The sequence below is a fragment of the Kocuria rhizophila genome (assembly GCF_003667225.1).
Classification (GTDB): domain Bacteria; phylum Actinomycetota; class Actinomycetes; order Actinomycetales; family Micrococcaceae; genus Kocuria; species Kocuria rhizophila.
On sequence record NZ_RCOM01000012.1, the window covers coordinates 35,535 to 43,176 of the forward strand.

Genomic DNA, 7,642 nt, shown 5'->3' on the forward strand with positions numbered 1-7,642 from the left:
TGCTCCTGCGCGGTCCGTTCCGCGAGAACGGACGTGGAGGGGCGTTCGCTGGACGTTTCGTGGGTTCGCTCTGACACGGCTGCAACTCTAGTACCCGGCCCCGACACGGCAGCAGCCGCCCGGCCCCGGTGCGGGTTCACGCGCGGTGGCGAGCCCGGCCCGTGGGACGACCGGCGGCGTCGTCGGCCACCCCGCCCTGCGCGTGACGCCCGGGGCCCGAGTGCTCCGGCGCCGGGTTCTCAACGGCCACCTCCTCCGCGGCCGACGCCGCCCGGGGCGCCCGCGCGGGGCCCACGTGCTGCTCGCCGCGGCCGCGGCGCAGACCCGTAGCGTCCGGGTCGATCACGGGGATCTGCCCCGTCTCCGCACGCTGCATGCGCAGCCCGGCGGCCTCCACCGGGTCCACCTGCCGGGTCACCACGGTGATCTGGCCCGTGTCCGGGTCCACCTCCGCCACGTCCACGGTGGTGCGCAGCGGGACCTCCTTCATGAGGAGCACGCACAGCAGGGTCACGAGCGAGGCGATGCCCGCCACCAGGAACAGCAGCCCGGTGCCCGTGCCGTACGCCTCGCGCACGGCCTCGAGGGCGGAAGGGGGCAGACCCGCGAAGTCGATCGACGCGGCGTCGGGCGCGGCCGAGGCGTCGATGCCGTGCTCGGCGGCGAAGCCGGCCATCTCCGTGGTGAGGTGGCGCGTGAGCAGCGCACCGAACAGCGAGACGGCCACGGCGCCGCCCACGGTGCGGAAGAAGGCCACGGCGGAGGACGCGGAGCCCATGTCCTTGAGGCCCACGGTGTTCTGGACGGCGAGCACGAGGTTCTGGTTGAGCGTGCCCACACCCAGGCCCACCAGGCAGATGTAGACGCCCACGAGCCACGCGGGGGTGGTGTGGGTCAGCTGCGAGCCGAGGAACAGGCCCACGGCCAGGACCACGGCGCCGACCACGAGGATCCGCTTCCACCGCCCGAAGCGGGAGATCAGCTGCCCGGCGACCATCGAGCCCAGGAAGGACCCCACGACCTGCGGGAGCATGAGCAGACCCGACTCGGTGGGGCTGTACCCCTGGCCGAGCTGGAAGTACTGGCCCAGGTACGTGGTGGAGGCGAACATCGCGGCACCCGTGGCGATCGCCGCGATGATCGCGAGCACCGTGGTGCGCTCCGTGATCACGTGCAGCGGCATGGTGGGTTCGCTCGCGCGGCGCTCGACCGCCACGAACGCGACAGCGCCCAGCACCGCCACGACAGCCAGGAGGACGGACTCCCACGAGCCCCAGTCGAAGAGCTTCCCGGCGAACGAGACCCACAGCAGCAGCGCGGACGTGGCCACGGCGAGCAGCCCCATGCCCAGGAAGTCCACCTGGGGCGTGCGGTCCCGGGTGACCTCGGGCAGGTGCAGGGTCTTCACGATCAGGATGGCCGCGAGGATGGACAGGGGAACCGGGATGAGGAAGCACCACCGCCACCCGAAGGCGTCCACGATGAGCCCGCCCAGCAGCGGACCCACGGACGTGGCCACGGCCATGACGGCGCCCATGTACCCGGCGTAGCGACCGCGCTCACGCGGCGGGATGATGGTGCCCAGGATGGTCTGGGCCAGAGCCATCAGCCCACCCATCCCCACACCCTGGATCACACGGGCCACCACGAGCATGCCGATGCTCGGTGCCAGACCCGCCGCGCCGGAGCCGATCACGAAGATCACGATGGCCATCAGCAGGAGCTTCTTCTTGTCGAAGAGATCCGCGAGCTTGCCCCACATGGGCGTGGTGACCGCGTTGGCCAGCAGGGTTCCGGTCACCGTCCAGGACAGCGCCGTCTGGTCCCCGCCCAGGTCCGCCATGATCACGGGCAGGGCGGTGCCGATGATCGTCAGCGTGACCATGGCCATGAAGAAGGCGGACAGGATGCCGGTCAGCGCCCGCAGGACGTCTCGGTGCTCCTGCTGGCTCGTGCGTGCCGGGCGCGTGCTGCGCGCGGTGTCGTGGGGTGGCGTCACGGGGTGGGCTCCTCTCCGCACCCGGTGCCGCGGGGCGCGCTGGTCTGTGGGGTTCGGGGGCGGTCGGACCACGGCGGCGAGGTCATCCGGGACATCCCGAGCGAGTCGAGGAACAGCTCGGTGATCCGGTTCAGGGACGCGCTCGCGCGCGCCGCCTCCCCCTCGCTGAGGTCCCCGAGGCGCGACACGAGGTTCTCCGCGTCCGCCCGCAGGTTGGTGTCCAGCGCGTGCCGGCCCGCGTCCGTGATGGACACGATCTGCGCACGTCCGTCCTCGGGGTCCGGAGCGCGGGTCACGAGGCCGAGCTGCTCGAGGGTGGCGAGGTGTCGGCTCAGCCCCGAGGCGCCGAGCGTGGACTCCGCCACGATGTCCTTGGCGCGCCGTCCGGGCACGCAGCTGAGCAGCGTGAGGATGTTGGTCTGCACCACGCTCAGCGCCCGGTGGGCCTCGGTGGCCTTGACCACCCTTCGGGTGGCCCGCTGCAGCTCCAACAGGTCGCGGACCAGGTCCTCGGCGGTTTTGTGCGAGACGCCCATGCCTGTCCCCTCCGGGAGTTGGCCGGTGGGCGCACCACTCCCCGTCAATTATTTGCTTCACGCAACTATATATATTCCGCCGCATGCTGTCCACCGCGTTCCCCATCTCCCCCGGGTGGCCTCCCGGGCCCCCGTGGTATTCGCCCGCACCGCTCCCGGCGCCTACACTCGTGGGCATGATCGCCACGCAGACCGAGGTCATCGAACTCGCCCGGATCACCATCCGCCGCATCTCGGTGAGCGAGATGGACAACAACGTCTACCTGCTCACCTCCAAGTCCGAGGGCACCCAGGTGCTCATCGACGCCGCCGACGACGCCCGTGCAATCGCGGGCATGGTCGCCGCCGGCTCCGGGGACTGCTCGGACTGGGGCAACCTGCAGCTGATCGTCACCACGCACTCGCACTGGGACCACGTGCGCGCGCTGGAGGCCGTGGCCACCCACGCCGAGGCCATGACCGCGTGCGGCGCCTCGGACGAGGCCGACATCGCCGTGCCCATGGACCTCACCTTCGAGAACGGTGACACCGCCGAGCTGGACGGCATCGAGCTGGAGGTTCTCGAGCTGCGCGGGCACACCCCCGGCTCGATCGCTCTGGTCTACCGGGATCCCGAGGGTCCCGCCCACATCTTCACCGGGGACTCCCTGTTCCCCGGCGGGCTGGGGAAGACGAACTCCCCCGAGGACTTCCGCCAGCTCTTCCGGGACGTCACCGAGCGCATCTTCGACCGGTTCGACGACGACACCGTGATCCACCCGGGCCACGGCGAGCCCACCACCCTGGGCGCCGAGCGGCCGCACCTGCGGGAGTGGGAAGAGCGCGGCTGGTGAGCTCACCCGCCTCGCCCGCGGATGCCACCGGCCACGACGCCGCCGCGCAGTCCTCCGCGGACCGCGCCGCCTACGTGGCGGTCCTGGTGTTCCCACTGCTCGTGCTCGCGGGCGGACTGGGCGGGTACCTGTTCGCACCGACCGTCCACCAGGCCGCGAGCTGGACCAACCCCCTGCTCGGACTCGTGATGTTCGGGATGGGGCTCACCCTGCGCCCCGCGGACTTCGCGCTGGTGGCCAGGCGGCCGGTGCCGATCGTGCTGGGGGTCCTGGCGCAGTACGTGCTCATGCCCGGGATCGCCGTGCTCGTCACGTGGGCCCTGCAACTGCCGCCCGAGATCGCGGCCGGGGTCATCCTGGTGGGCTGCGCGCCCGGGGGCACCGCCTCCAACGTGGTGTCCTACCTGGCCCGCGGGGACGTGGCGGTGTCCGTGACCATGACCTCGATCTCCACCCTGCTGGCGCCCCTGCTCACTCCCCTGCTGACGCTGTGGCTCGCCGGCGCGTACATGCCGTTGAACGGGGCGGCCATGGCCCGCTCCATCGCCGTGGTGGTGCTGCTGCCCGTGCTCGCCGGCCTGGTGGTGCGTCTCCTGCTGCCCCGGATGATCACCCGGCTGCTGCCCGTGCTGCCGTGGCTCTCGGTGCTCGCGATCTCGGTGATCGTGGCCATCGTGGTCTCCGGGTCCGCGGAGAAGATTCTGCAGGCGGGACTGATTGTCCTGGTGGCCGTGGCGGTGCACAACGCGCTGGGCATGGCACTCGGCTGGCTCGTGGGGCGTCTGTCCGGACAGCCCGCGGCCGTCCGACGCACCACCGCGATCGAGGTGGGCATGCAGAACTCGGGGCTCGCCGCCGGGCTGGCCGCCCAGTACATGTCCCCGCTCGCCGCTCTGCCCGGTGCGGTGTTCTCGGTCTGGCACAACCTCTCCGGGGCCGTGTTCGCGCTGCTGTGCCGCCGCGCGGACGCGAAGGCCGCGCGCGGCGTCGTCGTGGACTGACGCGTCCCGTGTGGGTGTCCCCGGCGGCGGATAGGCTGGCGGGGATGAAACTCCTCGACTCCCTGGCCCCAGACCTCTCCGCCCCCGGTCACCAGTACCTGCGCGGCGACTTCGCATCCAACCCGCTGAGCGAGAACGAGATCTACGAGGGGTTCCTCGGCTGGATCGCCTCCCGGGACATGGAGCTGTACCCGGCGCAGGACGAGGCCGTGCTGGAGGTGGCCAACGGGTCCAACGTGATCCTCGCAACGCCCACGGGCTCCGGGAAATCCACCGTGGCCGTGGCCGCGCACTTCGCTGGGCTTGCGCGGGGGCAGCGCTCCTACTACACCGCCCCCATCAAGGCGCTCGTGTCCGAGAAGTTCTTCGACCTCTGCGAGATCTTCGGGGCGGAGAACGTGGGCATGGTCACCGGGGACTCCGCCGTGAACGCGGAGGCACCCATCGTGTGCTGCACCGCGGAGATCCTCGCGAACGTGGCGCTGCGCGAAGGACCGGACGCGGACCTCGGCCTGGTGGTCATGGACGAGTTCCACTTCTACTCCGACCCCCAGCGCGGCTGGGCGTGGCAGGCGCCGCTCATCGAGCTGCCGCAGGCGCAGTTCCTCCTCATGAGCGCCACCCTGGGGGACGTCACCCGAATCGAGCAGCGGCTCACCGACACCACGGGCCGGGCCACGTCCCTGGTCTCTTCGGGCGAGCGGCCCATCCCGCTGCACTTCTACTACTCCGAACGGCCCATCCACGAGGAGCTGGAGGAGCTGCTCACCACACACCAGGCTCCCGTGTACGTGGTGCACTTCTCCCAGCTGGCGGCCGCGGAGCAGGCGCAGAGCCTCATGTCCGTGGACGTGCTCAGCAAGGCGGAGAAGGAACAGGTCGCGGAGCTGATCAAAGACTTCCGCTTCTCGGCGGGCTTCGGCAAGACCCTCAACCGGCTCGTGCGCCACGGGATCGGCGTGCACCACGCGGGCATGCTGCCCAAGTACCGCCGGCTCGTGGAGCAGCTGGCGCAGACCGGGCTGCTCAAGGTCATCTGCGGCACGGACACCCTGGGCGTGGGCATCAACGTGCCCATCCGCACGGTGCTGATCACCGCGCTGTCCAAGTACGACGGCCGCCGCACCCGCCGGCTCAGCGCGCGCGAGTTCCACCAGATCGCCGGCCGCGCCGGGCGGGCCGGCTACGACACCGCCGGTACCGTGGTGGTCCAGGCCCCCGAGCACGTGATCGAGAACGAGCGCGCCATGGCCAAGGCGCGTGCCAAGCACGGCGACGACCAGAAGAAGCTGCGCCAAGTGCCCAAGAAGAAGGCGCCCGAGGGCTTCGTGTCGTGGAGCCGCAAGACCTTCGACCACCTCGTGGAGGCCACCCCCGAGCAGCTGAGCTCGTCCTTCGCCATCACGCACTCCATGGTGCTCAACATGCTGCAGCGCCCCGGGGACAACATCGCCGCGGGGTACCGGCTGCTCACCTCGGTGGACGAGCCCCGCGCCCGGCAGCGCGCCCTGCTGCGCCACGCCCTGTCCATCCTCAAGGAGCTGCTGCGCGCCGGGGTGGTCGTACGCCTGCCCGAACCGGACGAGACCGGGCGCCGCTACCGCCTCACGGTCGAGCTGCAGGAGAACTTCGCGCTCAACCAGCCCCTCTCCCCCTTTGCGCTCGCGGCCCTGGGCCTGCTGGACCCCGAGTCCGAGACCTATGCACTGGACGTGGTCTCGGTCATGGAGGCCACCCTGGAGAAGCCCCGCCAGGTGCTGAACATGCAGGAGAAGAAGGTCAAGGGCGAGGCGCTGGCCACCATGAAGGCCGAGGGCCTCGAGTACATGGAGCGCATGCGCGAACTGGACGAGATCACCTACCCGCAGCCGTTGAAGGAGCTGCTGGACCAGGCCTTCGAGACCTACCGGGGTTCCGCCCCGTGGGTGTCCCAGTTCGAGCTGTCCCCCAAGTCGATCGTGCGGGACATGTACGAGCGCGCCATGACTTTCGGGGACTACGTGCAGTACTACGGGCTGGCGCGCTCCGAGGGGATCCTGCTGCGCTATCTCTCTGACGCCTACAAGGCCCTTCGCCAGACGGTGCCCGTGGATGCCACCACCGAGACCCTCACGGACCTCGTGGAGTGGCTCGGCGAGAGCATCCGCCAGACCGACAACTCCCTGCTGGACGAGTGGGAGAAGCTCGCCTCCGGCGAGGAGTCCCCTTCCGGGACCAGCGCCGACTCCCTCGCGGAGCTTGTCGCGGAGCAGCCCGAGGGCGTGACCTCCAACCCGCGGGCGTTCCGTGTGATGGTGCGCAACGCGCTCTTCCAGCGCGTGGAGCTCTTCGCGCAGGAGAAGGACAAGGTGCTCGGAGCCCTGGACGAGAAGTCCGGCTGGGACCGCGACCGCTGGGCGGACGCCATGGACGCGTACTTCGACGAGTACGAGGACATCTACACCGACGCCCAGTCCCGCGGCCCCTCCCTGATCCGCATCACCGAGCATCCCGAGGGTCTGCCGGGCTTCTGGACCGTGGTGCAGGTCTTCGACGACCCTGACGGCCACCACGACTGGGGCATCAACGCGCGCATCGACCTGGCCGCCTCCGACGAGGACGGCTTTCCCGCCGTACTCGTGGACAACGTGGGTCCGGTGACGGACACGGGCCGCTGACACCCCGACCATGCAGTCAGAGATGCATCATCACCTACTATGCACGTGGGACCGCATGACCGAGAGGAGCGGCTCGTGTTTGCACTGACCGTGGACCGTCGCGACTCCCGCGCGGACGCCGAGCGGCTTGACATGCGTGAGCACCTCGAGGCGTGCCGCCGGGACCTGCCCCGCCCGCTGGTGGCGTGGGACATCACCGCCGGGGACGAGCTCCAGGCCCTCTACGACGACGCCGCGGCCGCCCTGCAGGCCGCCGTCACCCTGGCCGACGACGGCTCGTGGCACGTGGGACTCGGCGTCGGAGAGGTGGACCGTCCGCTCGCCGACGCGGCGCGGGAGAACACCGGGGCGGCCTTCGTGGCGGCCCGCGAGGCGGTCCAGGCCGCAAAGGACGCCGGTGGCCCCGCCGTGCGCGGCGGCGAGTGGGCCGAACGCGCGGGCGCCCTGCTGGGTCTGCTGTGTGCCGTGCGTGCGCGCCGCACGGACTCCGGTGCCGCGGCCGTGGCCCTGGCCGAGACCGGGATGACCCAGCGGCAGATGGCCGAGCACCTGGGCATCACGCAGTCCTCCGTGTCCCGGCGCCTGGACGCCGCCCTGTGGCACCAGGAGCACGCGG

6 protein-coding genes are annotated in these 7,642 nt (G+C 70.8%); 4 read left to right on the forward strand and 2 right to left on the reverse strand.

The annotated features are described in order from the left end of the window. Positions 1–136 precede the first annotated feature (136 nt). Entirely contained in the window at positions 137–1,999 is a 1,863-nt protein-coding gene (locus D9R02_RS03580) for an MDR family MFS transporter (protein ID WP_102613268.1), read from the reverse strand. Continuing rightward, entirely contained in the window at positions 1,996–2,535 is a 540-nt protein-coding gene (locus D9R02_RS03585) for a MarR family winged helix-turn-helix transcriptional regulator (RefSeq protein WP_059281205.1), read from the reverse strand. Before D9R02_RS03585 ends, D9R02_RS03580 begins: the two co-directional genes overlap by 4 nt. 176 nt (positions 2,536–2,711) lie before the next feature. On the opposite strand from D9R02_RS03585, the gene D9R02_RS03590 reads away from it, so the two are divergent. The 4 genes from D9R02_RS03590 to D9R02_RS03605 all read left to right on the forward strand — a co-directional run. Then, a complete protein-coding gene (locus tag D9R02_RS03590; RefSeq protein ID WP_070638537.1) occupies positions 2,712–3,368 on the forward strand; it encodes an MBL fold metallo-hydrolase in 657 nt (218 codons plus the stop codon). Beyond that, positions 3,365–4,369, forward strand: a complete 1,005-nt coding sequence (locus D9R02_RS03595; RefSeq protein WP_070637870.1) for a bile acid:sodium symporter family protein — start codon at positions 3,365–3,367, stop codon at positions 4,367–4,369. The genes D9R02_RS03590 and D9R02_RS03595 overlap by 4 nt, the downstream gene beginning before the upstream one ends. 44 nt (positions 4,370–4,413) lie before the next feature. Continuing rightward, positions 4,414–7,026, forward strand: coding sequence for a DEAD/DEAH box helicase (locus D9R02_RS03600; protein WP_121566350.1), 2,613 nt, complete (start codon positions 4,414–4,416; stop codon positions 7,024–7,026). 75 nt (positions 7,027–7,101) lie between these two features. Beyond that, positions 7,102–7,642, forward strand: a 541-nt coding sequence (locus D9R02_RS03605) for a transcriptional regulator (RefSeq protein ID WP_121566351.1), incomplete at its 3' end; no start/stop codon positions are given.